The sequence below is a fragment of the Halomonas sp. genome (assembly GCF_041689495.1).
Lineage (GTDB): Bacteria > Pseudomonadota > Gammaproteobacteria > Pseudomonadales > Halomonadaceae > Halomonas.
In genome coordinates, this window is sequence record NZ_JBDNGD010000245.1 from 1 (window position 1) to 1076 (window position 1076).

General features: G+C 61.5%; 2 protein-coding genes. One reads left to right on the plus strand and one right to left on the minus strand.

What is annotated here, in order from left to right; genetic code table 11:
• Positions 1–121 precede the first annotated feature (121 nt).
• Positions 122–412 (minus strand): diguanylate cyclase domain-containing protein, encoded by a 291-nt coding sequence (locus ACESMD_RS08710; RefSeq protein ID WP_372612273.1) that lies wholly within the window; start codon positions 410–412, stop codon positions 122–124.
• Positions 413–498: 86 nt separating this feature from the next.
• Here ACESMD_RS08710 and ACESMD_RS08715 point away from each other — a divergent pair, with 86 nt between their 5' ends.
• Positions 499–840, plus strand: coding sequence for a hypothetical protein (locus ACESMD_RS08715; RefSeq protein WP_372612275.1), 342 nt, complete (start codon positions 499–501; stop codon positions 838–840).
• Positions 841–1076: the final 236 nt, after the last annotated feature.

Below are 1076 nucleotides of genomic sequence, written 5' to 3' on the forward strand. Positions count from 1 at the left end.
GCCGCTCGCTACCAGTCCCAGCTCGCTGCCTGTGAAGCCGAGTTCCGCTGCGATCGCTTCTACCAGGTCTGGCCATTCTGCCGTTGAGTGCGGGGAGTCGGACTCTCCTCCTCACGATGGTTCACGTCAGCCAATGGCGGGTGAGGCCTTCCTGCTCGATGGCCCCGGACAGCCGCCGCGTCATGGCCAGACGAGATACCAGGGTGGCGCCCATCCAGGCGTCGAAGAGGCGATATCCCCGACCGCTCCGCTTGGCTTCATACATGGCGATATCGGTATGCTTGAGTAGTTCCCGGGGGTTACTGGCATCATCCGGGTAGAGGGCGATCCCGATGCTGACGTCGAGGTCGAGGAACAGCAGGGCCAGTCTAGGCGTATCGTGGCGTGACAGCGTCTCCTCGAGCCGGTGCATGAAGTCCGTGCGATTGGGCAGCTCGGTATTGGAATCTCTAAAGGCCAGGTGCCGGATCCGAGCAGGATGCGTCGATCGGCATCCTGTTGAGCGAAGCCGACCCAGGCCATGCGGTAGCCCTCGATCTCCACCGCCATTGTGCAGATGGCGTCGAGCACGGTCTGTTCATCCTCGGCAAGGATCAATGCCTCGTTGCATCGACTGAGCAGTGTCAGGGCGCGGTTGGTCCTAAGCAGTTGCGCACGGCTTTGCTGTTCGGCCTCGCGCCTCGCCATATAGGCTTCGACAGCGAGCTCCACGAGAATCGGATCTTGCGGAAACCGTTGGCAGACCTGCCTGGAGAAATGACAGGTCTCCTGCCAGACGATCCGCTCACAGGGAGTCCCCTCCAGGGGGTAGTCGATGTTGCCGAGCAGGTGACCCCGTGACCATAACGCCAGGGTGCAGGCCTGGGTGCCGGTACTGTCGACCCGTGATACCAGGACATGATCGACTTCGAGGATATCGCGAATAACGACGGGGGGCGGGAGCTGGCCATCTGCCATCTGATGAGAGGGATATTACTCATCGCCCAGCAGGACATCCTGGAGCATCTGCTCGTCGATGATTTCCAGGCGTTGGTGGTCGATGTCGATGGCACCCCTGTCGCGCAGCTTGCCCAGGA

Bases quoted from the DNA above. Each gene is read 5' to 3' on its own strand.
- ACESMD_RS08710 (WP_372612273.1), bottom strand. From the start codon at position 412: ATGCACCGGCTCGAGGAGACGCTGTCACGCCACGATACGCCTAGACTG.